This is a genomic window from Hymenobacter plasmatis, assembly GCF_020711255.1.
GTDB lineage: Bacteria > Bacteroidota > Bacteroidia > Cytophagales > Hymenobacteraceae > Hymenobacter.
Genome location: NZ_JAJFAW010000071.1, coordinates 1 through 564, shown reverse-complemented (window position 1 = coordinate 564; position 564 = coordinate 1). Strand labels below are relative to the sequence as shown.

Below are 564 nucleotides of genomic sequence, written 5' to 3'. Positions count from 1 at the left end.
CGCCGTCCACGATGGCTTGCCCACCGGCGAAGGTGGTGCCGCCGCTGCCAGGAGTCCAGGAGAAGCTCTGCCACTCGCTAGTGGGCGGTGTGGTGGTAAACTCTTCGGCCACCTGCGGCTTGAGGCTCACGCCGCCCGTGGCCGGCAGGTAAGCGCCGGCGCCGGTGGTGCCGGCGGCAAAGTTGGCCGCGGTCTGGTCCTGAAAGCAGGCTGTGGCCGAGGCCTCGGCCGTCACGGTAAACGAGCGCGACACGGGCGCGGCGGCATCGTACGTGGCGTTGCCGGCCTGGTTGGCCGTCACGGTCACCGTGCCGGGCGTGCCGGAAAGCGTGAGCGTGCTGCCGCTGACCGTGGCCGGGCCCGTGGCCGAGTAGCTCACGGCCAGGCCCGAGGAGGCGGTGGCCGAGAGCGTGATGGGCGAGGCGCTGGTTGACACGTTCGGCAAAGCTTGGTCGAAGGCGATGCTCTGCGCCGTTTTTGGCGGGGCGGCGGCCGCGTTGACGGAGAGCGTGTAGGTGGCCGTGGCCGAGCAGGCGTCCTTGGCGGCGGTGACCGTGATGGTCA

Annotated in this window: 1 pseudogene; it reads right to left on the bottom strand. The window is 70.9% G+C overall.

Features of this window, described 5'->3' with window-relative positions:
• Nucleotides 1-564, bottom strand: a pseudogene (locus LJ738_RS21175) (hypothetical protein); the annotation flags it as partial.